Genomic DNA, 23362 nt, shown 5'->3' with positions numbered 1-23362 from the left:
TTCAATCAGACTCTCTATCAACGGGCACATCTTCGCGATGCTGCCAAAAATCGTAAAAATTGAACCAGTCATGAGGTGCGAGCAGGCTGTAATGCTCGAGGCGACGGGCATAGCTGTCGATAATACCCTGTAAACTTTGTTGCCGCGCCGCGCGTGGGATCAGCAGCGGATCGGCAAAAGGTTCAAAATAGATATTCAATTTTTTCTGCTGCATGATGCCAAACATCAAAAATACCGGCACGCGCAAGGCTGCCGCCAGAATGAAAGGCCCTTGCGGAAACGCCGCCGGAGAGCCAAGAAAATCGGAAAAAATCAGCCGCTGTTGCCCGCCACGCTGATAACCACCTGCCGACGTACGATCGCCGACAATTGCCACCCATTCACCGCGGTCTAATTTTTCACGCAGCAGAATTGCGGTTTCTGGCCCCATATTCGCCACTTGGATGAGGTTGACGTTAGCCTGCGGATTGATTTCTTTCATCACCTGATTGAATCTTTCAGCGTGTTGAGTAAACACGAGCGCATTCACTTTAACATTCTGGTCCAACTCGCCAAGCGCGCGGCAGGATTCAATATCACCCAGATGGGAAGCAATAATCAGCGTGCCTTTTCCGGTCGTGATTTGCGCCTCACAGCGTCCATTATCGACCAGTATCGCATCGCGCCCGAGCCGCGTGTCACCCCGCCAAGTCGCCAGCTTACTGAGCATCGCCTCGCCGAAACGCATAAAATGCCGAAAACTGCTTAATCGATAAGGTAACGTGACACCGCGAGTCGCAGCGAAATCAGATAAACGCCGCAGGTAATCTTTAGATGCACGGCGCTGACGTGCTCCGGACAGCCAAAAATAGCCAATTACTGGATAAAGCAGCAGTTGAAAGCTCTGCCGTCCCAGCACGCGATAAACGTTCATCATCAGGCGAATACCCCACAGCCCTTTACGCTCCTGGGTTTTAGACCAGTGAGGATCGCGGCTGGCGCTGTTGCGCAATCGCAGTAGTTTGGGGATCCGTGGCAACATGCCTAAAAAGAGCCTGGTATGCATCCATGAAATGCGCAGATTGTCTTTTAGCGCATCAAAATGCGACAGACCGTCAGGCGGATAAATCACTTGAGTGGGAATAAAGCGGCTGCGCGTGCCTTGCCAATACAATCGCACCATAATTTCGGTATCGAAATCCATTCGCTCGCCAATTGTATGCTGCTGCATCAGGGCCAGCGCCGGTCGCAGAGGATAAACGCGAAATCCGCACATACTGTCTTGCAACGAAAACGATAGAGTTTCGATCCAAACCCAAAAATGAGTGACATAGCGCCCATACAGACGTGATTTTGGCACCGAGTCATCATAAAGCGGCTTGCCAGAAATCAGAAACTCGGGGAATTCCTCGGCCTGTTTAAGAAGTTTGGGGATATCGCTCAGCTGATGCTGACCGTCAGCATCTACCTGCAAGGCATGGCTAAAGCCCATCCTGGCGGCTTCGCTCATGCCCCTCATTACCGCCGCCCCTTTGCCGCGATTTTGCGCCATCCTCAGTAGAGTTACCCATGAATACTGTGCGGTCAGGCGGTCGAGTTCTGTTGCCGTTTTACTGTCGCTACCATCGTCGACCACGATACAGGGAAAATTAAAAGGCTCAATGTTTGCTAACACCGCAGACATCGTGCCGCCGTGGTTAAAGCAAGGAATGAGAATACACGGGCGGAATGGCGCTTTCAGGGGCATAGGTTAATCTTCCCGCTGCTGGCCTGCCGCTCACCGCTATCGAAACTGAAAATCAGTTTATTTTTATCCTGAAGCCATTCTATCGATAGCGATACTTTCTGCTCTGGCAACAACGGCCGCTGAAACTTGATCACGTCAAATCCGGCAAAATTATTGATTACGCCAAGATCCTGGCGGGCGAAATGTATCACCCAGTTGAGCTGACTGACTCCGGGTAAAATGGGTTGTCCGGGAAAATGTCCTTTAAACCAGAAAAGATCGGCAGGCAGCTGCAGTTCAAGCATCAAGCTATGGTCAAGACAGTGTTTACTCAATACCAGTGGGAGCATCATAAAAACAGTTCCCGCAGTTCGGAATAAATTATTTTACCTTGTAAATTCATGGGGATAAATTGAATCACACGCCAAAATCGCGGTATTGCAACAGGAGCAAGCCAGCCTCGCAGAGATTGGCGTAATCCCTGAGTTAATGCAACCTGCGACTCTTTGCCTAGCAGTTCAGCCCCTGTAGCGCTTAGCACTATCACGGCAGCAACATAAGACCGATCTTTCTTCTCAATTTGCAGCACACAAGCCTTTGCTACTGTAGGAAGCTGACATAATCGCTGCTCTATCTCATCAAGGGAGAGTCGCTGTTCGGCAATCTTGACGATGCGATCCTGCCGACCCAGCAAATGAAACTGTCGGTTATTATCAGCTATTCGCAAATTATCACTTAACGGAATGCCTTCTGGCTGTGGGATTAATTCCGAGACTGCACGAGTAGGACTATTATTTTCGAATAACAGCTCGACGCCATCGAATAATGTCCACGGAGTTTCAGATAACCGTTGCTGCCGACTGGCAAGAATCCCGGTTTCACTAGTGCCATAAATATCAACTGGACAGACACCACAAAGCTGCTGTACGTGCGCTGCGGTTTCGACAGAAAGAGGGCCGCCCGCTGAGAATACCTGCTGGCATTTTACCTTTTCGAGATAAGGGTCAAGTCGTTGTAAAAAGGCCGGACTACTGATGACAGTCAAAGGGAACTGCTGTGCCATGGCAACCAACTGCTCGTGGACCTCCAGATTTTCTGCGAAAAAAGGCACTCTCAGACTTAACGGCAGCATAAAACGAAAAGTGAGACCATACATATGCTGAGACGAAACGGTTGCTGCCAAACGTCCCTTACGCAGACTCAGGCCCCAGCGCTGGGCAAGCCAGCGGCTTTCAGTTTGCAAACTGGTTATCGTTTTCGTGATTTTTTGCGGTTTGCCGGTCGAGCCAGAGGTAAACAGCACCACTGAAGCCGTAGCAGGAAATTCAGGCAATGGAATGAGACTGTCGTTTTCAGCAAGCGAATTTTCATCCGAAAAAGTAATCGGGAGCAAAAGCGTTGGGCACGGCAGGCTTAGCGAACAGTCTGTCAGCAGTGCGTCGAACTCGGACAGCTGCTCTTCCAAAAGCGATTGGCGCTGATGCCCCGGCAGCACAGGTATTTTGCCACTATAAAGGGTCGCCAGCATCGCCACGGCAAAGTGGTAACTGTTATCAAAACACAGTGCCCAGCGTTTATGTGGCAGGTTCTTTAGGCGCTGAAGCAACTGACTCACGTCAAAACGAAAGTCACTTTGCTGCCAGCGCTGCGTACGACTCCAGGCAACTAGCGAGTCAGTATCGGCTATTGAAGTCAGCCATTGTTCCATCGGCAGTATTAAACACGCTGGATCCATCTTCTGACTGTCCATTCAATACCCATTAATAAACCGATCAGCAGATAGCTGATACCGCCATTATATAAGGTCCAAACCGCTATATCCCCGAAAAGGCAGGTAAAGAGTGCTATGGAACCATTAATGATGAAAAAAGCACACCAGACTTGCGTCACTCGTCTCGTATATTTAACACCTCGGGGCGGCAAATCAGGCTGAGAGAGTCTGGCCAGTCGCTCCACGATGGGGGGCGAAACAAAAAGCGAATAACCAAATAACACTAGCAACAGGGCATTCACCACTACCGGGTAATAGAGCAGCATTTGCGTTTCATGCAGCAGCCAACTGGCAGACCCAAGCGCAATGCCCGTAATCGCTACTGTCCTTCCCAAAGTGGTCAACTGGGTTAGTTTCCCGCGAAAAGTCAGCAAGCGGAGAATAAATATCATTACTAGAACTGGCGCAAGAACGCTCTCCCCAAGTTTTCAAACCCAGCCAAACCACGAGCGGATAAGCAATGACCACGATTACCGTTATCACTTGCAAACAGGCTGACAGGCGAGAACTTGGAGTTAAACGACCTTCAGTCATTGTCTGATTACTGTTGTTCGGTTTTGATCAGTACGTCAATGGCGTCAACGACGTCTTGAACTGTTTTCACAGATTTAAAGATTTCAGGCTTGATTTTCTTGCCGGTGATTTTTTGCAGGTGCACCACCAAATCGACGGCATCGATACTGTCTAAATCGAGGTCTTCATACAGTCGCGATTCTGGCGTGATGTCATCAGCATCAAGCTCGAATAACTTGACTAAAAGTTCGCTAATTTGTTGATAAATTTCTGGCTTCTGCATACAACCTTCTCAGGAAATTTTGTTTCGTTTAAATACTATTTTAATTTTTGATTGATAAAGCGTACGAGCGTCGCAACCGAATAAAAATGCTGGCGCATCTCTTCGCTTTCGGCCGAAAGTACAACGCCATATTTATTTTTCAGTGCAAGGCCTAATTCCAGAGCATCAATGGAATCCAGACCTAAACCATCGCCAAATAGTGCCGCTTCAGTGTCTATTTCTTCCGGCGTCATCCCTTCAAGATTGAGGGTATCGATGATCAGAATTTTGATTTCGTTACTTAGTGGATCCATTGCTTATTTCTCGTTATTTTTCAACACTAACTCAGAATGCAGATGTTGAGTCAATCGTCTTGCTGCCAAAGCCAACGAAGCGTCACGGGCTTGTATAAAATCCTGGGGTATTACTTTGCTTTTAACTGTAATTACAAACTGGGGTTTAACCGGCGGAACATTGTACCATCGGCCCCGTTTGGTTAGCATTGGTGGTTCACAGGAAATAGAAACTATACGAATCTCACATCCAGCCCTAAGCGCAATATTGGCTGCACCTCGTTGTAAAACAGGCGCTTCTCCAGGAATTGTTCGTGTCCCTTCTGGAAAAATAAGAATCGTACCACCTGCTTGCAGTCTCTCCTCACAGGCATTCAGCAAGTCTTCAGATCCTGAGTTAATTAGATACCCGGCTGACTTAATGACGCCGCTGACAAAAGGATTTCTCAGCAATGCCTGTTTGACGATACAGTCACAACGCGGCATGCAGGATGCCAGTAAAACATAATCCAGCAGGCTAGGATGGTTAGCGACTATCAGACAACCTTTATCTTGCTTAAAAAGATCTGCGCCTACAATACGATAATTCATTACACCGGCTAGACGTAGTGAGTTAAGAAGCAGCTGAAAACTCTTTTTTATACTGTTTAAAGTCATCAAATTAAGCTTTTGTGGATCTTTTATAAACAACCGCAACAGGGTAAACCAGATGATAGAAAGGACTAATCCGCCAATTCCGAAAAATACAAAAAATATCCCGGTTGCTAACCAGCGCCACAGGCGGTTTATCAGGCTGGCTCGTTTCATGTCATTTTTTCCGGTATTTAATCCTTGCGGTTCATAGCCACTGACCGGATCCCGCACTAATGCAAAATGCGCTGTCGTTTTGCAGGTAATGTCTTATAAAACTTAAGCTCTGCGGTAAATCATCAACCTGAGTTTCAGCGATACGCTGGCAACTAAATTGCTCGCCCAGAGACAATACCAGCGCAATACAGTAAGGCGAATAGTTAGCACTGCTCATATCATCATAAGGTTTGGGAACGATGCCATCGAAATCCACTAATAGGACTTTATTTACCCCTTTTACAGATAGCATGGCCCGCGCTTCAATCATACCCTGCTGGAAACTGTCTTTTCCGGCAGCTAATGAGGTGACCGGCAAGGTATTTTTAGCAGTAATAGTCACCCAACCGGCAGCGGTATTGTGGACTGACATAGAAAAATCTGTGGGTGAAACCTGTTGTTCCTGGGCTAACGTCTGAAGAATTTTATAGGTTCTTTCAAGCTCGCCGTGACGACTGGTAAACACGGCCCTGTCTATTTGATGCCTTTCCAGCAATGCTAATGAGGTTTCTACCGCCAGGCGACTAACCAGGCTCATTCTGCGCGAAGACATCATTGGGATACGCTGGCTCTTTTCTATTTCGCCGCAGAATCTACTCTTTTCTGGTAAAAATGCCCATCGCAGCCAGGCTTCTGAAGTACTGACTCCCGGTGCAATTGCCTGCCAGTCAAGTACCGATAATGAGTAATTCATGTGACCTCAGGCTTTGGAATCTTAAGTGTCTAACTTCAGACTGTATTAGATTTCTTATCTGCTTGCACTCGTAATTGCGAATAATCCTAACCCGAGATTTATTATATGATCTTAACAGGATCTTGGTAAGAAAATATCAATACTCTATTATTTAATAAACTATAAACTTAAAAATAAGTATAATTTTTGATTAATTTCTCAAGTAATTAAAATTAAAGAATTATGTTTATAAAATTGGCTTAAGGGATAAAGTTTTTAAGTTTAAATTTTATTAAAACGTCAAAAATCTTATCGAAAGAGGAAGAAATGGGGATAAACGCGCGTGTTTTTCAGATTTAGAATGCAAAAAACCCTGAGCCTTTCGACTAGGGTTATGCAATTAGTGGCGGAACGGACGGGGCTCGAACCCGCGACCCCCTGCGTGACAGGCAGGTATTCTAACCAACTGAACTACCGCTCCACCGGTTCTTTCACTCACAACAGACAATCCGTCTGTTATCAGTTTGTCTTCGTTAATATTCCTTGTCAGGGGAATTGAAGACTAATTTGATGCATGGCAGTTTATGTATGACTCCGTCATACACCCTTCGGGCCGTTGCAAGCAACGTGCTAAAAGCGTTGCTTTTAGTCCTACTCTCTTCTCGAGCAGGCAACCGCCCTACTACTACACAGTACTACTTTTAATTTGATGCCTGGCAGTTCCCTACTCTCGCATGGGGAGACCCCACACTACCATCGGCGCTACGGCGTTTCACTTCTGAGTTCGGCATGGGGTCAGGTGGGACCACCGCGCTACTGCCGCCAGGCAAATTCTGTTTCATTCCAACCGCTTTCCCCATTATTCAGGGCAGCCATCAGAATCAATCTTTGAACAAGCTGAATATCAAAACTTAAGTCTTTGTGTCTCTCTAAAACACCTTCGGTGTTGTAAGGTTAAGCCTCTCGGGTCATTAGTACTGGTTAGCTCAATGCATCGCTGCACTTACACACCCAGCCTATCAACGTCTTAGTCTTAAACGTCCCTTCAGGGGACTCGAAGTCCCAGGGAAGACTCATCTTGAGGCAAGTTTCGCGCTTAGATGCTTTCAGCGCTTATCTTTTCCGCATTTAGCTACCGGGCAATGCCATTGGCATGACAACCCGAACACCAGTGATGCGTCCACTCCGGTCCTCTCGTACTAGGAGCAGCCCCTCTCAATCTTCCAACGCCCACGGCAGATAGGGACCGAACTGTCTCACGACGTTCTAAACCCAGCTCGCGTACCACTTTAAACGGCGAACAGCCGTACCCTTGGGACCTACTTCAGCCCCAGGATGTGATGAGCCGACATCGAGGTGCCAAACACCGCCGTCGATATGAACTCTTGGGCGGTATCAGCCTGTTATCCCCGGAGTACCTTTTATCCGTTGAGCGATGGCCCTTCCATTCAGAACCACCGGATCACTATGACCTACTTTCGTACCTGCTCGAGCCGTCACTCTCGCAGTCAAGCTAGCTTATGCCATTGCACTAACCTCACGATGTCCGACCGTGATTAGCTAACCTTCGTGCTCCTCCGTTACTCTTTAGGAGGAGACCGCCCCAGTCAAACTACCCACCAGACACTGTCCTCACCCCGGATAACGGGGCAAAGTTAGAACATCAAACATTAAAGGGTGGTATTTCAAGGTTGGCTCCACGCAAACTGGCGTCCCCGCTTCAAAGCCTCCCACCTATCCTACACAGCAAGGCTCAAAGTCCAATGCAAAGCTATAGTAAAGGTTCACGGGGTCTTTCCGTCTTGCCGCGGGTAGATTGCATCATCACAGCCATTTCAACTTCGCTGAGTCTCGGGAGGAGACAGCGTGGCCATCGTTACGCCATTCGTGCAGGTCGGAACTTACCCGACAAGGAATTTCGCTACCTTAGGACCGTTATAGTTACGGCCGCCGTTTACTGGGACTTCAATCAAGAGCTTGCACCCCATCAATTAACCTTCCGGCACCGGGCAGGCGTCACACCGTATACGTCCACTTTCGTGTTTGCACAGTGCTGTGTTTTTATTAAACAGTTGCAGCCAGCTGGTATCTTCGACTGTCTTCGGCTCGGGAAGCAAGTTCCTCCACCTAGCGACAGCGTGCCTTCTCCCGAAGTTACGGCACCATTTTGCCTAGTTCCTTCACCCGAGTTCTCTCAAGCGCCTGAGTATTCTCTACCTGACCACCTGTGTCGGTTTGGGGTACGATTCAATGTTACCTGATGCTTAGAGGCTTTTCCTGGAAGTGCGGCATCAACTACTTCACCACCGTAGTGGCTCGTCATCACGCCTCAGGGTTGATATGTAACCGGATTTACCAAGTCACACCCCCTACACGCTTAAACCGGGACAACCGTCGCCCGGCTAGCCTAGCCCTCTCCGTCCCCCCTTCGCAGTAACACCGAGTACAGGAATATTAACCTGTTTCCCATCGACTACGCCTTTCGGCCTCGCCTTAGGGGTCGACTCACCCTGCCCCGATTAACGTTGGACAGGAACCCTTGGTCTTCCGGCGTGCGGGTTTTTCACCCGCATTATCGTTACTTATGTCAGCATTCGCACTTCTGATACCTCCAGCAAACCTCACAGTTCACCTTCAACGGCTTACAGAACGCTCCCCTACCCAACAACGCCTAAGCGTCGCTGCCGCAGCTTCGGTGCATGGTTTAGCCCCGTTACATCTTCCGCGCAGGCCGACTCGACCAGTGAGCTATTACGCTTTCTTTAAATGATGGCTGCTTCTAAGCCAACATCCTGGCTGTCTATGCCTTCCCACATCGTTTCCCACTTAACCATGACTTTGGGACCTTAGCTGGCGGTCTGGGTTGTTTCCCTCTTCACGACGGACGTTAGCACCCGCCGTGTGTCTCCCGTGATAACATTCTTCGGTATTCGGAGTTTGCATCGAGTTGGTAAGCCGGGATGGCCCCCTAGTCGAAACAGTGCTCTACCCCCGAAGATGAGTTCACGAGGCGCTACCTAAATAGCTTTCGGGGAGAACCAGCTATCTCCCGGTTTGATTGGCCTTTCACCCCCAGCCACAAGTCATCCGCTAATTTTTCAACATTAGTCGGTTCGGTCCTCCAGTTAGTGTTACCCAACCTTCAACCTGCCCATGGCTAGATCACCGGGTTTCGGGTCTATACCTTGCAACTTGACGCCCAGTTAAGACTCGGTTTCCCTACGGCTCCCCTATACGGTTAACCTTGCTACAAAATATAAGTCGCTGACCCATTATACAAAAGGTACGCAGTCACCCAACAAAGTAGGCTCCCACTGCTTGTACGTACACGGTTTCAGGTTCTATTTCACTCCCCTCGCCGGGGTTCTTTTCGCCTTTCCCTCACGGTACTGGTTCACTATCGGTCAGTCAGGAGTATTTAGCCTTGGAGGATGGTCCCCCCATATTCAGACAGGATGTCACGTGTCCCGCCCTACTCATCGAACTCACAATTTGTGCATTTTTGTGTACGGGACTATCACCCTGTACCGTGCGACCTTCCAGACGCTTCCACTAACACACAAACTGATTCAGGTTCTGGGCTGTTCCCCGTTCGCTCGCCGCTACTGGGGGAATCTCGGTTGATTTCTTTTCCTCGGGGTACTTAGATGTTTCAGTTCCCCCGGTTCGCCTCGCATGGCTATGTATTCACCATGCGATAATGTGACGTATCACATTGGGTTTCCCCATTCGGGTATCGTCGGGTATAACGGTTCATATCACCTTACCGACGCTTTTCGCAGATTAGCACGCCCTTCATCGCCTCTGACTGCCTAGGCATCCACCGTGTACGCTTAGTCGCTTAACCTCACAACCCGAAGGTGTCTTTTAAACTCATAAAGAGTGACGCCGTTCGTAGCCGTGATTATTTGAGAGACTCTAATACAGGTGCGCATAACTCAAAACTTCTACGGAGAGTTATGTTCAGCTGTATCATTTCAATTTTTCAGCTTGTTCCAGATTGTTAAAGAGCAAAATACTTCGCAGCATACTGTTTCCAATATACTCTGAAGTATTTGATGTGAGCCGTATGGATATGGTGGAGCTAAGCGGGATCGAACCGCTGACCTCCTGCGTGCAAGGCAGGCGCTCTCCCAGCTGAGCTATAGCCCCATACAGTCACTAAACAGATACCTTTATCACTCATCGTTCAGATGAGTCAGCCAATCTTTTTCTTATCAAGGCGGAGTCACACGACGTTTGCTTGGTGCAAACGAGTGGGGCGACAACGCAGAGAAGGAAAGGATTGGTAGGCCTGAGTGGACTTGAACCACCGACCTCACCCTTATCAGGGGTGCGCTCTAACCACCTGAGCTACAAGCCTATAAAGGTATTTCTGCTCGTTACTATTTCATCAGACAATCTGTGTGGACACTGCACAATGCGTATCTTTAGGTAAGGAGGTGATCCAACCGCAGGTTCCCCTACGGTTACCTTGTTACGACTTCACCCCAGTCATGAATCACAAAGTGGTAAGCGCCCTCCCGAAGGTTAAGCTACCTACTTCTTTTGCAACCCACTCCCATGGTGTGACGGGCGGTGTGTACAAGGCCCGGGAACGTATTCACCGTAGCATTCTGATCTACGATTACTAGCGATTCCGACTTCATGGAGTCGAGTTGCAGACTCCAATCCGGACTACGACGTACTTTATGAGGTCCGCTTGCTCTCGCGAGTTCGCTTCTCTTTGTATACGCCATTGTAGCACGTGTGTAGCCCTACTCGTAAGGGCCATGATGACTTGACGTCATCCCCACCTTCCTCCGGTTTATCACCGGCAGTCTCCTTTGAGTTCCCACCATTACGTGCTGGCAACAAAGGATAAGGGTTGCGCTCGTTGCGGGACTTAACCCAACATTTCACAACACGAGCTGACGACAGCCATGCAGCACCTGTCTCACGGTTCCCGAAGGCACTAAGCTATCTCTAGCGAATTCCGTGGATGTCAAGAGTAGGTAAGGTTCTTCGCGTTGCATCGAATTAAACCACATGCTCCACCGCTTGTGCGGGCCCCCGTCAATTCATTTGAGTTTTAACCTTGCGGCCGTACTCCCCAGGCGGTCGACTTAACGCGTTAGCTCCGGAAGCCACGCCTCAAGGGCACAACCTCCAAGTCGACATCGTTTACAGCGTGGACTACCAGGGTATCTAATCCTGTTTGCTCCCCACGCTTTCGCACCTGAGCGTCAGTCTTTGTCCAGGGGGCCGCCTTCGCCACCGGTATTCCTCCAGATCTCTACGCATTTCACCGCTACACCTGGAATTCTACCCCCCTCTACAAGACTCTAGCTTGCCAGTTTCAAATGCAGTTCCCAAGTTAAGCTCGGGGATTTCACATCTGACTTAACAAACCGCCTGCGTGCGCTTTACGCCCAGTAATTCCGATTAACGCTTGCACCCTCCGTATTACCGCGGCTGCTGGCACGGAGTTAGCCGGTGCTTCTTCTGCGAGTAACGTCAATCGTTGCTGCTATTAACAACAACGCCTTCCTCCTCGCTGAAAGTGCTTTACAACCCTAAGGCCTTCTTCACACACGCGGCATGGCTGCATCAGGCTTGCGCCCATTGTGCAATATTCCCCACTGCTGCCTCCCGTAGGAGTCTGGACCGTGTCTCAGTTCCAGTGTGGCTGGTCATCCTCTCAGACCAGCTAGGGATCGTCGCCTAGGTGAGCCATTACCCCACCTACTAGCTAATCCCATCTGGGCACATCCGATGGCGTGAGGCCCGAAGGTCCCCCACTTTGGTCTTGCGACATCATGCGGTATTAGCTACCGTTTCCAGTAGTTATCCCCCTCCATCAGGCAGTTTCCCAGACATTACTCACCCGTCCGCCGCTCGTCACCCAGAGAGCAAGCTCTCCCGTGCTACCGCTCGACTTGCATGTGTTAGGCCTGCCGCCAGCGTTCAATCTGAGCCATGATCAAACTCTTCAATTAAAAGTTCGATTTGCTTAAACAAGTTAAGCGGTGCTCAAAGTTTACTTTCGTAATAATTCAAAAATGAATTACTGCTTGGTCACTCTAAGACTTGGCATTACTGCCTTGATATTCTGTTGCCACCGAGGTGGCTGATATCGTCTTGTGAGTGCCCACACAGATTGTCTGATAAATTGTTAAAGAGCAGTGAGTTACGCGCTTTCGCTTGCTAACTCGAGGTGGCGTATTCTACGCTTTCCTCTTTTGATGTCAACCGTTTATTTTCGCGGCCATCATCATTCTTAATACTTTCCGACTTGTTCACACCGCGTTGCTGCTGCGTTGTTCCCCGTCGATGGAGCGGCATTATAGGGAGGCTGACGGGAATGGCAAGCGAATAAATACAGTTTTATTTCGTTTGCCTATTTTTCACCCGCAACGCTCTATTTTAAGCCGTTTTTAATGGCTGTAGGCAGTTGCGCCAGGCTATCGAGCACTAAATCCGCCAATTCTTCACCTTCTATAGTGACCGGCTTACCGCTGCGGACTAAAATTTTAGTGCCTACGCCAGCTTTTATTGCCGCCTGAAGGTCTTCAATTTTGTCGCCTACCATATAAGAAGCCGCCATATCGATGTTAAGCTCTTCTTTAGCTGTCAGGAACATGCCCGGCTGAGGCTTACGGCAATCGCATACCTGCTTGTACTCTTCTATTAATGCATCGGGATGATGCGGACAGAAATAGATGCCGTCCAGATCGACGCCACGGTCTGCCAGCGACCAGTCCATCCATTCAGTTAACGTGAAGAACTGCTCTTCGGTAAACTTGCCGCGTGCGATACCTGACTGGTTGGTGACTAATACCAGTGCAAAGCCCATCTCTTTAAGTTTGATGCAAGCTTCAATGGTTCCTTCAATGAACTCGAAGTCGTCAATTTCATGAACATAGCCATGATCGACATTAAGCGTGCCGTCGCGGTCTAAAAATATTGCTGGAACAGTTTGTGTCACGTATTAGCTCCTGAGGGCTGATTGATGCCTCAGTATCGCATGTTTTAGGTAACGGTGAGAATGCTATCTGGTTGACTTAGACGTCTAGACGCCTTAGCATCCTTCCCATGTTCTGGAATTAGTTCCAGAGGGTTACTTTTTATACGTCACGGCTGTAAAGACAACATAAGAAAAATATGATTAAACTTTCCAACATCACCAAAGTGTTCAAGCAGGGTCAGCGCAACATCACGGCGCTGTCTGATGTGAGCCTTCACGTGCCTGCAGGACAAATCTATGGCGTCATCGGTTCATCCGGTGCGGGCAAAAGTACGCTGATTCGCTGCGTTAACCTGCTTGAGCGCCCGACTGAAGGAAAAGTTCTGGTCGATGGTCAGGATCTGACCGCCTTTTCCGAAAAAGAACTGACGCGCGCTCGTCGTCAAATCGGCATGATCTTCCAGCACTTTAACCTACTGTCGTCGCGCACCGTTTTTGGTAACGTCGCGCTACCGCTGGAGCTGGACAACCTTCCTGCCAAAGAGATTAAACAACGCGTTACTGAACTACTGAAGCTGGTGGGCCTGGAAGACAAGCATGATGCTTACGCCGCCAACCTGTCTGGTGGGCAGAAGCAGCGCGTTGCCATTGCTCGAGCGCTGGCCAGCAATCCCAAGGTTCTGCTGTGCGATGAAGCTACCAGCGCCCTCGATCCGGCAACTACACGCTCAATCCTGGAACTATTAAAGGATATCAACCGCCGTCTGGGCCTGACTATTCTTCTGATCACCCATGAAATGGATGTAGTGAAGCGCATCTGTGACCAGGTCGCAGTAATCAGCAACGGTCAGTTGATTGAACAAGACAAAGTCAGTGAAATGTTCTCGCATCCTAAAACTCCGCTGGCCCAGCAGTTTATCCAGTCAACGTTGCATCTGGATATCCCGGACGACTACGCGCTGCGCATGAAGCCGGAGCAGAGTGAAGGCAGCGTTCCTTTATTACGTCTTGAATTCACCGGCCAGTCGGTCGATGCTCCTCTGCTCTCGCAGGCAGTGCGTCAATTCAACATTAATAACAATATTATCAGCGCGCAGATGGATTATGCCGGTGGCGTGAAGTTCGGCATTATGCTGACAGAAATGCACGGCAGCGTTGAAGACACACAGGCAGCGATTCAATTCCTGCATGAGAATCAAGTTAAGGTAGAGGTACTGGGTTATGTCTGAGGCAATGATGTGGTTAATGGGCCGAGGCATTTGGGAAACTGTAATCATGACCCTGACCTCCGGCTTCTTCGGATTCGTGCTCGGCCTGCCGTTTGGCGTCCTGCTGTATGTCACCCGTCCGGGTCAGATTGCCGAGAACAAGAAGCTTTACCGGGTACTGTCGGCGCTGGTTAACATCTTCCGTTCTATTCCTTTTATTATCCTGCTGGTGTGGATGATTCCATTTACTCGCGTGATCGTCGGCACTTCTATCGGTTTGCAGGCTGCTATCGTACCACTGACAGTGGGTGCCGCGCCGTTCATCGCCCGTATGGTTGAAAATGCGATGCTGGAGATCCCAAGCGGTCTGGTGGAAGCTGCCCGCGCGATGGGCGCCACGCCGATGCAAATTATCCGAAAAATACTGCTGCCCGAAGCTCTGCCGGGCCTGGTCAACGCCGCGACTATCACTCTCATTACTCTGGTGGGTTACTCTGCCATGGGGGGCGCCGTGGGTGCGGGTGGTCTGGGGCAAATTGGCTACCAGTATGGTTATATCGGTTACGACGCCACGGTAATGAATACTGTATTAGTATTGTTAGTTGTACTGGTGTACCTGATTCAACTCTGCGGCGATCGCATCGTTAAAACAGTGACCCATAAGTAAAGACAAAACGGCGGCAGGGCTTCACGCCGCCCATAATTAATCACGACATAAAATGTATAGAGGATAGGACATGTCCATTAAATTTAAATCTCTTGCAGTAGCGGGTGTACTTCTGGGAACTCTGGCCGTAGCAGGTTGTGGTCCAAAGAAAGAAGATCCCAACCACATCAAGGTTGGCGTGATTGTTGGTGCAGAACAGCAGGTTGCCGAAGTTGCTGCAAAAGTGGCAAAAGAGAAATACGGCCTCGACGTGGAGCTGGTGACCTTTAATGACTACGTGCTGCCAAATGAAGCGCTAAGCAAAGGCGACATCGACGTTAACGCCTTCCAGCACAAGCCTTATCTGGATCAGCAGATCAAAGACCGCGGTTACAAACTGGTGCCGGTCGGCAACACCTTTGTTTACCCGATTGCTGGTTACTCTAAAAAAATCAAATCTGTTAGCGAGCTGAAAGACGGCGACCAGATTGCTCTGCCAAACGATCCGACAAACCTGGGCCGTTCACTGCTGCTGTTGCAAAAAGTGGGCTTGATCAAACTTAAAGACGGCGTAGGACTGCTGCCAACCGTTCTTGACGTAACCGAGAACCCGAAAAACCTGAAGCTGGTTGAGCTGGAAGCTCCTCAGTTGCCACGCTCGCTGGATGACAACAAAATCGCGTTGGCCGTAATCAACACTACCTATGCAAGCCAGATCGGCCTGACTCCGGAAAAAGACGGCATTTTCGTGGAAGACAAAGATTCACCTTACGTGAACCTGATTGTTGCTCGCGAAGACAACAAAGACGCTGAAAACGTGCAGAAATTTGTGAAAGCCTACGAATCTGATGAAGTTGACCAGGCGGCTAACAAAGTCTTCAATGGCGGCGCGGTTAAAGGCTGGTAAGAATTAAAGTATATTTGGATTTATTCAACGATAAATCTCTATTTACATAAAATACTCTCAAGGCGGGCATATGCTCGCCTTGTTATTTGTTGAATACCTTGCTTCAATAACGCCTCTTTCTTTTAATATAAAATATACCCCGTAGCATTTTAAATGCAGCAGGTCGCAGCCGTAGTCATCTCTGAGCCTTTTATAAAGCAATAACAGGGAAAATAAAGTTGCCACAGCCTCAGCGTTTTAATGGATGAAGGGTATGGAGCAGAGGACATATAATGCGTGCTTTACCACTCTGTTTGTTAGCCCTTTTGCTAGCTGGATGTTCCGCGGCTCACAGAACGCAGCCGATTTTTAACGAACACCCGACCTATGAACCATCGCAGCCAGCCAAGCCAAAGCCAGTATCGACTCGTCCTGCGGCGATTAAACTTTATAAAGATCCCGGCGCTCTGGTTGGCACACCTTTCCGCGATCTGGGTGAAGTATCCGGCGAATCTTGCCAGGTTAACGCGCATGACGCGCAGCCAAGCATTTCGAATGCTCGTAGAAGAATGTTGAACCACGCGGCGACCATGAAGGCAAACGCTGTGCTGCTGCATCAATGCCAAATCGTCAGCAATGTCACAGGGTGTCATCAACAGGCAGTCTGTCAGGGCTCTGCTCTGAACGTCAGCTTTAAATGACCGAATTTACCTTTAATGAAATAGGGAGGATCCATTCTCCCTATAAAGAAAAGTTCGCCGTTCCACGCCAGCCAGGTTTAGTCGAGGACGGAGTCGGTGAACTACATCTGCTGCCGCCATATAATCAGGCAGAAGCGGTTCGTGGTCTCGAGGATTTCAGCCATCTCTGGGTGATGTTTATATTTCATCAAACAATGGCGGGCGGCTGGCGACCCACGGTGCGGCCACCCAGGCTTGGCGGCAATGCTCGCGTCGGCGTTTTTGCCACTCGTTCTACCTTCAGGCCAAACCCGCTCGGCATGTCGCTGGTCGAGTTGAAGGGTATCCGCTGTCAGGGTAAAGAGGTCATTTTGCAGCTCGGCAGCCTGGATCTGGTCGACGGCACGCCGATTGTCGATATCAAACCTTATCTACCCTTCGCCGAAAGTCAGCCACAGGCGATTGCCGGTTTTGCTCAGGATGCACCACAGGCCAATATGTCAGTGACTTTTAGTCCGCTTGCAGAAAGCCAGCTTGCAGCCAATTTCGGCCTTTATCCTCACCTGCGCCGCTTTATTACTCAGGTTTTGGGGCAAGATCCCCGCCCTGCCTATCGTAAAGGGGAAGAGCAGGAACGTGATTATGCCGTTCATCTGCTGGAATTTAACGTCAGATGGCGCGTCATTGCCGACCAAAATCAGGTAATCTCGCTCGACCCGCACTAAAATTCAGTGGTTCTCTTTTGACTCGCGTCGGTCACTGGTAAACTATCCCACCGCAGGCTATCTCGGGGTGCGTAATAGCTGCGGATGACGACCGACTATTCGAATAATTTCACGTTCTCGCAGGCCTTGGGTCTGCAGACGATTTGCAGTGCTAACGGAACCAACACATCATGCGTACAACACAATATCTGCTCTCCACTCTGAAGGAAACGCCAGCGGACGCCGAGGTGATCAGCCACCAGCTGATGCTGCGCGCCGGGATGATCCGCAAACTGGCCTCAGGTCTTTATACCTGGCTGCCAACCGGTCTGCGCGTTCTTAAGAAAGTCGAAAACATCGTGCGCGAAGAGATGAACAACGCGTGTGCGATCGAAATCTCCATGCCCGTCGTGCAGCCTGCCGATCTGTGGCAGGAGAGTGGACGTTGGGAGCAGTACGGCCCCGAGTTGCTGCGCTTGGTCGATCGCGGCGATCGCGCATTCGTGCTCGGTCCTACGCATGAAGAAGTGATCACCGATCTGATGCGTAATGAAGTCAGCTCCTACAAACAGCTGCCTTTGAACCTGTTCCAGATCCAGACTAAATTCCGTGATGAAGTCCGCCCTCGTTTTGGCGTAATGCGCTCACGCGAATTCATCATGAAAGACGCCTACTCTTTCCACTCCACGCAAGAATCTTTGCAGGAAGGCTACGACGCGATGTACGCGGCCTACAGCAAAATCTTCACTCGTATGGGTCTTGATTTCCGTGCTGTAGAAGCTGATACCGGTTCTATCGGCGGCAATGCATCGCACGAATTCCAGGTGCTGGCGGAAAGCGGTGAAGATGATGTTATCTTCTCTACCGAATCAGACTACGCGGCGAACATCGAAAAAGCCGAAGCTCTGGCGCCAACCACCCCACGCGGTGCGGCAACGGAAGAGCTGCGCGTTATTGACACGCCAAATGCCAAAACCATCGCCGAGCTGGTTGAGCAATTCCAGCTGCCAATTGAAAAAACCGTTAAAACACTGATGGTTCGCGCGGTGGAAGGTAGCTCTCACAAGTTGGTGGCCCTGCTGGTTCGCGGCGATCACGAGTTAAACGAAATCAAGGCGGAAAAATTGCCACAGGTTGCCGCCCCACTGACTTTCGCGACCGAAGCCGAAATCCGCGAGCTGGTCACTGCCGGTCCAGGCTCATTAGGCCCGATTAACCTGCCAATGCCAGTCGTGATTGACCGCACTGTTGCAGTCATGAGCGATTTCAGCGCCGGTGCCAACATTGACGGTAAACACTACTTTGGCATTAACTGGGAACGCGATTTGCCGCTGCCAGAAGTTGCTGACCTGCGTAACGTGGTAGAAGGCGATGCAAGCCCGGACGGTAAAGGCACGCTGCTTATCAAGCGCGGTATTGAAGTCGGCCACATCTTCCAACTGGGCACCAAATACTCTGAAGCGATGAAAGCTACCGTTCAGGGCGAAGACGGCAAGAACCAGCTGGTAACCATGGGCTGTTACGGAATCGGTGTGACTCGCGTAGTTGCTGCCGCTATCGAGCAGAACCACGACGGTCGCGGCATCATCTGGCCAGACGCAATCGCGCCTTTCCAGGTTGCTATCCTGCCAATGAACATGAGCAAATCTTTCCGCGTGAAAGACGCAGCCGAAGAGCTTTACAACACCCTGCGCGCCAAAGGGATCGACGTTATTCTCGACGACCGTAAAGAGCGTCCTGGGGTGATGTTTGCCGATATGGAGCTGATCGGCGTTCCGCATCAGGTAGTTATCGGTGAACGTAATCTCGATGCAGAAGAGCTGGAATATAAAAACCGCCGCAGCGGTGAAAAGCAGATGATCAAAATCAGCGATATCGTTGATTACCTGCTGAGCCAGATCCCACGCTAGAAATTACGGGCAGGCTGATGACTTGCCCCTGATTGCCACATAAAAAAACGCCCGCCGAGCTTTTTACAGCCGACGGGCGTTTTATTTTGCTGATTTCATTGGTTTAGAAATCAGAGCCTATTTGCAGTGCTTGCTGGCATCGGCAATGATATTGCTATCGGCCACCAGCAGCTTGTGCCCTTTCCCTTCGTCGCCCCCTGGCTCAAGCTGGAAATGTCCATCCATCGAGACAAAGATCAGCTGATCCGGGCTATGACGTGCATCCATATAGGCTTTTTCCAGTAAACTGCTGGTCGCCACTGGAATGACTTTTCCCGTCGCGCAATCGGTAAACACCACGTTGTTGGCTTGATAATGCACCATGCCGCTCAACGGCATCGGCGTTTGCGGCATGCGTTGCTCTGCCGGTTTCAACTGGAAATGCTGCATCGGGTGGCTCGAGCTGGCGTGAATCTGTTCGCCATGCATATCCAGCATCTCAAGGTTGTCTCCGGCCGGGCGGAAATAACGTTTCTCGCCGTTTGCCTCGGTTAAGACCAGCTTATCAGCAGTGCGCGCCCAGCGCCCATACTGCGCATAAGACTGATTCCCCTTGGGTTTAACCTGATAGACTTCATTTAAAATATAAGTACCGTCCTGCTGCAGGAACAAAGAGGTTTCAATACCACCACAGTCGGCACACGGCAGCACGCCCTTATAGCTCTGCTGCATGGCTTCAAAAGGTTGTTCCTGAGCAAAAATCTTGTTGTGACATCCGAATAGCGATAACAGGCTGAGCGACAGCCCCATAGCAATCATTATTTTTTTCACAGTTTTCTCCCACTGCGTTTTAATCTTTATTTCACTCTGTCTTTCATTTTAAGACGAGCGAATTTTTCCTCTTAGTGCCTTGGTCGCACCCTTGCGAACTTTGCTTTCTACACGTCGAATTTTAGAACCGCGCGTCGGCTTGGTGGCTCGGCGTGGCTTTTCAACCACCATTGCCTGATCAATCAGCGAAGCCAGGCGAGCTATAGCAGCCTCACGATTTTGCTCCTGACTGCGATACTCCTGCGCTTTAATGACCACAATGCCCTCTGCGGTAATTAAATGATGCTTAAAAGCCAACAAACGTTGCTGATAATAATCGGGCAGGCTTGAAGCTTTTATATCAAAACGCAGGTGAATAGCGGTTGAGGTTTTATTAACATTTTGGCCACCCGCTCCCTGCGCGCGAATAGCGGTAAGTTCAATTTCGCCGTCCGGGATTTCGAGCCTGCCAGAAAGAATCAACACCTCTATTGCCCCGCCTGTTTCCAGTTACCGTCTTTCCACTCCTGGAAATGAATTTCCAGATTATTGTCAGGATCGGAAAGCCAAATCGCGCCGTCTTGTAAAGTCGCCTGCAATACCATATTGCGCTGACAAAAAGCCACCAGCTGTGACAACAGTTCATCATCAATATAGCGCACGCTGAGGTTTGAGTATTGGCTGACTTTATTTTGCATCTGTGACCACCAAACTTTGGCGGCTCGCTCACCATACGTGTAAAGCACAACTTCTCGCGACTGGTTGCAACCCTTTTTCAGACGCTTCTCATCCGGCAGGCCTAATTCGACCCAAAGTTCAATGCCGTTATGATCGTTTTTACGCCAGATTTCAGGCTCGTCTTCAGCACTTAACCCACGGGTAAAGCTCAAACGCTCGTGCGCGTGGCAAATCCAGGCCAGTAAACGTAGCATCATACGTTGTTCGATTTCAGACGGATGCTGCGCCAGCGTCAGGTTGGCATCAAAGAAAAAATTGCGGTCCATATCGGCAATATTTACTGCGGCTTTATAGATAGTTGCTTTTAACGCCATGGGAAACCTCAAAGTAATGGACGCACATTGTACTTGATATCAACATAAGATAAAGCTTACTCCCCCAGCTGATAACTCCATCATCTCTGTGCTATAGTCGTTTAATAACGGAAGTTTATATTTTCCCGACTGAAAGGCTTCAAACTATGTAGAAAGCAGCATTTCGGGAAAACATGGCAGGGTTTGTTCGAAAAGTTGCGTAAAGAGCCATTTCGAACAAGCTCTATGGGAGGACCTATGCAACAATACTCTGAGTTAGTACGCCGAAAATATGCCGAGATCGGCAGTGGTGATCTCGGCTATGTGCCCGATGCGTTGGGCTGTGTGCTAAAGGCATTAGACGATGTGGCGGCCAACGCCGAACTTCCGTCTTCCGTTCGAGAACAGGCGGCTTATGCCGCCGCTAACTTACTGGTGAGCGATTATGTCGATGAATGATGAGTACCAACCCATCAATTGCGATGATTACGATAATCTCGAGCTTGCCTGTCAGGACCATCTGGTTCTGACTCTGAAGATGCGCAGTGGAGAGCTTGTCGAGGCTAAAGCCAAAGATCTGTTGATGCGAAAAAAAGTGGAGTATCTGATTGTTGACTCGGGTGGGCAACAGTTGGAACTGCGGCTCGACTGGATTGAGAGCTTCAGTAATCCAAAAATTGGTACTGTGGTCGTTAGTGCTGAATAGCGAATAACATCAACCACCATTCAACTCAACAACTGTGTGTGCGGGCAATCTTGGGATTGCCCGTTTTTATTTAGGCCGAAGGCTGGTAATGCTGGCAGACTTGTCAGTGCTGGCTAGAATAGTAAGCCGCTAAGTCACTGATATCTTGATCTGAAAGCCCAGAGGTAAACGCCTGCATAATCCCCGCCTGCCCTCCCGTTCTTCCGCCATCTTTGTAAGCATGCAAAGCCAATCCCAGATAAGCCTCATTTTGCCCGGATAAATTGGGATAAAGCGTGTTGCTGGCTTTACCTGTTGCGCCATGACAAGCTGCACAGCTGGCAGATTTGGCCTGACCGTTGGCAATATTTCCCTCTGCCATCGCAGAAATACTTATCCACGCCAAACAAACGCCCAGCGCACTTCGAGATAAAAAATGCATCACTGCTCCCAAACCGGTTGCCCGGCGGTAAACTATCGACTTTCAGTATTCCAAAACAGTGACCAGGTAGCCTCTTGCGGGCCTGAGGTCAGTGCTTCACGAGTGATAAACAGCCCTGCTGCGGCAATTAGCTGCTCATTATAAAAAATCAAAGGGATGCGCTCGCGATCCCACGGTGGAACATTAAGTTCCTGCCAGAGTTTTTTTATGCTGCGGGAACGGTCACGCCCCACTTTATTGACTTCACCGCTGGCGTGAAAACGCACGGTAAGCATTTCATCAACGCGCGGTTTGCGTAGCGTTAATCCGTTTTGCCCCGCAGACGTAAGGGAAAGCTGCCCAAGACTTGCGGGCAGATCCAGCACCTCTTGCCCCTGCCAGGCAATGACGGTGTCTTTTAACGACTGCATTGGTGCCAACCAGTAAAGGCGCTGCCGATAACGTCGGATGTTGTGAGACCCAAGACGTAGCTGCGGCTCGGCATCTTCGCGGCTTAACGCCACTTCATCCCAAATCCGCTGTAGCTGCTCTCTCGATGGCATACTGGCCCCAAGCGAAGCCAGCCAACGGCGAATCAGAGCAAAACGCCGGGCGGCAGACAGATTTTCTAGCCCTTCAATCGATAGACTGCCTTGCAAATCGATGAGGTTATCCAGCGCTTCCTGCAATAACTCATCGAGCAGTAATTCCTGTTCGGCGCACAGGCTGGCGCTGCGAGCAGTGGCGGCAGCAAAGTGAGGCCACCGCTGATATAGCATCGGCAGCACGTCGAGTCGCAAAAAATTGCGGTCGAAACGCGTATCTTGGTTACTGTCGTCTTCGATCCAGACTAATTGATTTGCACGGGCATATTCTTCGAGCTGCTTTCGCTGCAGGCTAAGCAACGGCCTGATGACCGGATGCCCGCAAATTGAGGTTTCCGCGCTCATCGCAGACAATCCCGCAGGACCGCTGCCACGCTTTAATGCCAGAAGAAAAGTCTCACACTGGTCGTTAAGATGCTGCGCGGTGAAAAGCGTCTCATCGGCCAGCAGATTTTCAGTCAATGCGCGGTAACGAGCCTTTCGCGCCGCGGCCTCAATGCCTCCCTCCCGAGCATCCACCTTGACCGCCAGCGGAATAAACTGCACTTGCCAGAGCTGGCACTGGGCCTCGCAGCTGGCTGTCCAGCTGACAGCATGGGTGCTCAAGCCATGATTCACGTGCATGGCTCGCAGCTGTAAATCGGGCAAAACGCTGTCTCGCAGCCTAACCAACGCGTGCAGCAATACCGACGAGTCCAGCCCGCCACTTAACGCTACACAAACGCGACGCCGATCACCGAGCTGATGCTGTAAATGTTCAAGCAGCATCAGCTGGGTCCGTTGGCCGT

The 23362-nt window shown here is 50.0% G+C and carries 21 protein-coding genes, 3 tRNA genes, 3 rRNA genes and 1 pseudogene; 8 read left to right on the top strand and 20 right to left on the bottom strand.

Annotation, left to right across the window (positions count from 1 at the left end; translation table 11 throughout):
• Position 1: 1 nt before the first annotated feature.
• The 15 genes and pseudogenes from AB3G37_RS04870 to gmhB form a co-directional block, all read right to left on the bottom strand.
• Positions 2-1726 (bottom strand): glycosyltransferase, encoded by a 1725-nt coding sequence (locus AB3G37_RS04870; RefSeq protein ID WP_369789873.1) that lies wholly within the window; start codon positions 1724-1726, stop codon positions 2-4.
• Complete coding sequence (locus AB3G37_RS04865) at positions 1717-2058, bottom strand: hydroxymyristoyl-ACP dehydratase (RefSeq protein ID WP_369789872.1); 342 nt, start codon at positions 2056-2058, stop codon at positions 1717-1719. The genes AB3G37_RS04870 and AB3G37_RS04865 overlap by 10 nt, the downstream gene beginning before the upstream one ends.
• The gene (locus tag AB3G37_RS04860; protein ID WP_369789871.1) at positions 2055-3440 is read right to left on the bottom strand and encodes an AMP-binding protein; all 1386 of its coding nucleotides are present in this window, start codon (positions 3438-3440) and stop codon (positions 2055-2057) included. Before AB3G37_RS04860 ends, AB3G37_RS04865 begins: the two co-directional genes overlap by 4 nt.
• Positions 3422-4010 (bottom strand): annotated as a pseudogene (locus AB3G37_RS04855) (hypothetical protein). The gene AB3G37_RS04860 and the pseudogene AB3G37_RS04855 overlap by 19 nt, the downstream one beginning before the upstream one ends.
• A 7-nt stretch (positions 4011-4017) precedes the next feature.
• The gene (locus AB3G37_RS04850) at positions 4018-4272 is read right to left on the bottom strand and encodes an acyl carrier protein (protein ID WP_009638149.1); all 255 of its coding nucleotides are present in this window, start codon (positions 4270-4272) and stop codon (positions 4018-4020) included.
• A gap of 35 nt (positions 4273-4307) precedes the next feature.
• Complete coding sequence (locus AB3G37_RS04845; RefSeq protein WP_369789870.1) at positions 4308-4565, bottom strand: phosphopantetheine-binding protein; 258 nt, start codon at positions 4563-4565, stop codon at positions 4308-4310.
• 3 nt (positions 4566-4568) lie between these two features.
• Positions 4569-5351, bottom strand: coding sequence for a lysophospholipid acyltransferase family protein (locus tag AB3G37_RS04840; protein WP_369789869.1), 783 nt, complete (start codon positions 5349-5351; stop codon positions 4569-4571).
• Positions 5352-5382: 31 nt separating this feature from the next.
• Positions 5383-6084, bottom strand: coding sequence for a beta-ketoacyl synthase chain length factor (locus tag AB3G37_RS04835; protein WP_369789868.1), 702 nt, complete (start codon positions 6082-6084; stop codon positions 5383-5385).
• A 383-nt stretch (positions 6085-6467) separates the two neighbouring features.
• Positions 6468-6544, bottom strand: a tRNA-Asp gene (locus tag AB3G37_RS04830).
• Between the two features lie 230 nt (positions 6545-6774).
• A 5S ribosomal RNA gene (gene rrf, locus AB3G37_RS04825) occupies positions 6775-6890 on the bottom strand.
• A 123-nt stretch (positions 6891-7013) separates the two neighbouring features.
• Positions 7014-9910: ribosomal RNA gene (locus AB3G37_RS04820) — 23S ribosomal RNA — on the bottom strand.
• A 229-nt stretch (positions 9911-10139) separates the two neighbouring features.
• Positions 10140-10215: transfer RNA gene (locus tag AB3G37_RS04815), tRNA-Ala, on the bottom strand.
• Between the two features lie 134 nt (positions 10216-10349).
• Positions 10350-10426 (bottom strand) — tRNA-Ile (locus AB3G37_RS04810).
• 72 nt (positions 10427-10498) lie between these two features.
• Positions 10499-12041 (bottom strand): 16S ribosomal RNA (locus tag AB3G37_RS04805).
• Together the 16S, 23S and 5S rRNA genes with 3 tRNA genes alongside form the textbook arrangement of a ribosomal RNA operon.
• Positions 12042-12463: 422 nt before the next feature.
• Positions 12464-13030, bottom strand: coding sequence for a D-glycero-beta-D-manno-heptose 1,7-bisphosphate 7-phosphatase (gene gmhB, locus AB3G37_RS04800; RefSeq protein WP_009638381.1), 567 nt, complete (start codon positions 13028-13030; stop codon positions 12464-12466).
• Positions 13031-13206: 176 nt separating this feature from the next.
• Between gmhB and metN the strand changes: the two genes are divergently transcribed.
• The 6 genes from metN to proS all read left to right on the top strand — a co-directional run bounded on the left by metN (position 13207) and on the right by proS (position 19043).
• On the top strand, positions 13207-14238 hold the full coding sequence (gene metN / locus AB3G37_RS04795; RefSeq protein WP_009638380.1) for a methionine ABC transporter ATP-binding protein MetN: 1032 nt from the start codon (positions 13207-13209) through the stop codon (positions 14236-14238).
• A complete protein-coding gene (locus AB3G37_RS04790) occupies positions 14231-14884 on the top strand; it encodes a methionine ABC transporter permease MetI (protein WP_369789867.1) in 654 nt (217 codons plus the stop codon). Before metN ends, AB3G37_RS04790 begins: the two co-directional genes overlap by 8 nt.
• A 70-nt stretch (positions 14885-14954) precedes the next feature.
• Positions 14955-15770, top strand: coding sequence for a MetQ/NlpA family lipoprotein (locus tag AB3G37_RS04785; RefSeq protein ID WP_009638378.1), 816 nt, complete (start codon positions 14955-14957; stop codon positions 15768-15770).
• Positions 15771-16042: 272 nt separating this feature from the next.
• A complete protein-coding gene (gene rcsF / locus AB3G37_RS04780; RefSeq protein WP_369789866.1) occupies positions 16043-16450 on the top strand; it encodes an Rcs stress response system protein RcsF in 408 nt (135 codons plus the stop codon).
• Positions 16447-17154, top strand: coding sequence for a tRNA (N6-threonylcarbamoyladenosine(37)-N6)-methyltransferase TrmO (gene tsaA / locus AB3G37_RS04775; protein ID WP_009638376.1), 708 nt, complete (start codon positions 16447-16449; stop codon positions 17152-17154). Before rcsF ends, tsaA begins: the two co-directional genes overlap by 4 nt.
• Positions 17155-17324: 170 nt before the next feature.
• The gene (gene proS / locus AB3G37_RS04770; RefSeq protein WP_009638375.1) at positions 17325-19043 is read left to right on the top strand and encodes a proline--tRNA ligase; all 1719 of its coding nucleotides are present in this window, start codon (positions 17325-17327) and stop codon (positions 19041-19043) included.
• Positions 19044-19160: 117 nt separating this feature from the next.
• Here the strand turns inward: proS and nlpE are convergent, their stop codons facing one another.
• From nlpE to AB3G37_RS04755, 3 genes are read right to left on the bottom strand one after another with little or no spacing between them, the layout of a single operon-like run.
• A complete protein-coding gene (gene nlpE / locus AB3G37_RS04765; RefSeq protein ID WP_009638374.1) occupies positions 19161-19853 on the bottom strand; it encodes an envelope stress response activation lipoprotein NlpE in 693 nt (230 codons plus the stop codon).
• A 48-nt stretch (positions 19854-19901) separates the two neighbouring features.
• Positions 19902-20318, bottom strand: a complete 417-nt coding sequence (gene arfB, locus AB3G37_RS04760) for an alternative ribosome rescue aminoacyl-tRNA hydrolase ArfB (RefSeq protein ID WP_369789865.1) — start codon at positions 20316-20318, stop codon at positions 19902-19904.
• 2 nt (positions 20319-20320) lie between these two features.
• Positions 20321-20884, bottom strand: a complete 564-nt coding sequence (locus tag AB3G37_RS04755; RefSeq protein ID WP_369789864.1) for a YaeQ family protein — start codon at positions 20882-20884, stop codon at positions 20321-20323.
• Positions 20885-21121: 237 nt separating this feature from the next.
• Between AB3G37_RS04755 and AB3G37_RS04750 the strand changes: the two genes are divergently transcribed.
• Together AB3G37_RS04750 and rof are read left to right on the top strand one after the other, a co-directional pair.
• Positions 21122-21322, top strand: coding sequence for a YaeP family protein (locus tag AB3G37_RS04750; protein WP_009638371.1), 201 nt, complete (start codon positions 21122-21124; stop codon positions 21320-21322).
• On the top strand, positions 21309-21569 hold the full coding sequence (gene rof / locus AB3G37_RS04745; RefSeq protein ID WP_009638370.1) for a Rho-binding antiterminator: 261 nt from the start codon (positions 21309-21311) through the stop codon (positions 21567-21569). The genes AB3G37_RS04750 and rof overlap by 14 nt, the downstream gene beginning before the upstream one ends.
• A gap of 103 nt (positions 21570-21672) precedes the next feature.
• On the opposite strand, the gene AB3G37_RS04740 is transcribed toward rof, so the two are convergent.
• Positions 21673-21990 carry a cytochrome c gene (locus tag AB3G37_RS04740; protein ID WP_369789863.1) on the bottom strand — a complete coding sequence of 106 codons (318 nt, stop codon included), beginning with the start codon at positions 21988-21990 and terminating at the stop codon, positions 21673-21675.
• Between the two features lie 32 nt (positions 21991-22022).
• Positions 22023-23342 carry a tRNA lysidine(34) synthetase TilS gene (gene tilS, locus AB3G37_RS04735; protein WP_369789862.1) on the bottom strand — a complete coding sequence of 440 codons (1320 nt, stop codon included), beginning with the start codon at positions 23340-23342 and terminating at the stop codon, positions 22023-22025.
• Positions 23343-23362: the final 20 nt, after the last annotated feature.

It is taken from the genome of Rouxiella sp. WC2420 (genome assembly GCF_041200025.1).
Taxonomy (GTDB): Bacteria; Pseudomonadota; Gammaproteobacteria; order Enterobacterales; family Enterobacteriaceae; genus Rouxiella.
This window is presented reverse-complemented; position numbering and strand designations above follow the sequence as displayed.

Coding starts and splice junctions, on each gene's coding strand:
- AB3G37_RS04865 (WP_369789872.1), bottom strand. CDS start 2,058: ATGATGCTCCCACTGGTATTGAGTAAACACTGTCTTGACCATAGCTTG.
- rof (WP_009638370.1), top strand. CDS start 21,309: ATGTCGATGAATGATGAGTACCAACCCATCAATTGCGATGATTACGAT.
- AB3G37_RS04755 (WP_369789864.1), bottom strand. CDS start 20,884: ATGGCGTTAAAAGCAACTATCTATAAAGCCGCAGTAAATATTGCCGAT.
- AB3G37_RS04860 (WP_369789871.1), bottom strand. CDS start 3,440: ATGGATCCAGCGTGTTTAATACTGCCGATGGAACAATGGCTGACTTCA.
- AB3G37_RS04850 (WP_009638149.1), bottom strand. CDS start 4,272: ATGCAGAAGCCAGAAATTTATCAACAAATTAGCGAACTTTTAGTCAAG.
- tilS (WP_369789862.1), bottom strand. CDS start 23,342: ATGCTGCTTGAACATTTACAGCATCAGCTCGGTGATCGGCGTCGCGTT.
- AB3G37_RS04740 (WP_369789863.1), bottom strand. CDS start 21,990: ATGCATTTTTTATCTCGAAGTGCGCTGGGCGTTTGTTTGGCGTGGATA.
- AB3G37_RS04790 (WP_369789867.1), top strand. CDS start 14,231: ATGTCTGAGGCAATGATGTGGTTAATGGGCCGAGGCATTTGGGAAACT.
- AB3G37_RS04870 (WP_369789873.1), bottom strand. CDS start 1,726: ATGCCCCTGAAAGCGCCATTCCGCCCGTGTATTCTCATTCCTTGCTTT.
- AB3G37_RS04835 (WP_369789868.1), bottom strand. CDS start 6,084: ATGAATTACTCATTATCGGTACTTGACTGGCAGGCAATTGCACCGGGA.
- AB3G37_RS04750 (WP_009638371.1), top strand. CDS start 21,122: ATGCAACAATACTCTGAGTTAGTACGCCGAAAATATGCCGAGATCGGC.
- AB3G37_RS04840 (WP_369789869.1), bottom strand. CDS start 5,351: ATGAAACGAGCCAGCCTGATAAACCGCCTGTGGCGCTGGTTAGCAACC.
- proS (WP_009638375.1), top strand. CDS start 17,325: ATGCGTACAACACAATATCTGCTCTCCACTCTGAAGGAAACGCCAGCG.
- metN (WP_009638380.1), top strand. CDS start 13,207: ATGATTAAACTTTCCAACATCACCAAAGTGTTCAAGCAGGGTCAGCGC.
- tsaA (WP_009638376.1), top strand. CDS start 16,447: ATGACCGAATTTACCTTTAATGAAATAGGGAGGATCCATTCTCCCTAT.
- rcsF (WP_369789866.1), top strand. CDS start 16,043: ATGCGTGCTTTACCACTCTGTTTGTTAGCCCTTTTGCTAGCTGGATGT.
- AB3G37_RS04845 (WP_369789870.1), bottom strand. CDS start 4,565: ATGGATCCACTAAGTAACGAAATCAAAATTCTGATCATCGATACCCTC.
- AB3G37_RS04785 (WP_009638378.1), top strand. CDS start 14,955: ATGTCCATTAAATTTAAATCTCTTGCAGTAGCGGGTGTACTTCTGGGA.